The sequence below is a fragment of the Nonomuraea lactucae genome (assembly GCF_003313395.1).
GTDB lineage: Bacteria > Actinomycetota > Actinomycetes > Streptosporangiales > Streptosporangiaceae > Nonomuraea > Nonomuraea lactucae.
This window is the reverse complement of the sequence record NZ_QNFZ01000332.1, coordinates 1-636: the sequence shown is the minus strand read 5'-3', so window position 1 is coordinate 636 and position 636 is coordinate 1. Positions and strand designations below refer to the sequence as shown.

Genomic DNA, 636 nt, shown 5'->3' with positions numbered 1-636 from the left:
CGCCACCAGCACGGACGTGCTGGCGACCGCCACGGCGGCGAGCGCCGCGACGCCCGCCGTGAGCCGGTGGCGGAGCCTGTCCCGTGCCCGGGCGTGCGCTTCGGACGCGTCGAGGAACGACCGCTCCAGCCGGTTGACGGTCAGGTGGCCGTCGCCGCGACCGGCCCACTCCAGCGCCGTCCGCAGGGCCGCGCCCCGGTAGAGATCGGCGGCGTCGTGGCCGTTCGCCCGCCAGAGCGCGGCCGCCTGGCTGAGCCGGCCGTGCAGGCGCAGGCGTTCGCGCTCCGCGTCCATCCACGCGCGCATCCTGCCCCAGGCCCGGACCAGCGCGGCGCTGCGCAACGTCAGGCCGTCCCCCTCGTGGAGGACCAGGTCCTCGCGGACGTAACAGCCGAGCACCCGCCGCGCTGCGTCCACCGGAACCGTGCCGTCGAGGAGGTCGTCCACGCGCACCCACCTGAGCGTGTCCTCCGGGCCGTCGCCCGGAAACACGAGGCGGAGCAGGAGCCCGGGCACGAGTGCCCGCTCGCCGGGGCTGAGCCCCGTGTAGACCTCCTCGGCCAGGTCGCCGAGCGAGCGGTCCACCGGCGCGGCGGCCAGCTCCGGGGGGCGCCGGACCCCGCGCGCCACCCGGCT

1 protein-coding gene is annotated in these 636 nt (G+C 77.7%); it reads right to left on the bottom strand.

From position 1 onward, the window contains the following. Window positions 1-636 (bottom strand): nSTAND1 domain-containing NTPase (locus DQW85_RS21775; protein WP_205315298.1); only part of this gene is annotated, 636 nt, incomplete at both ends.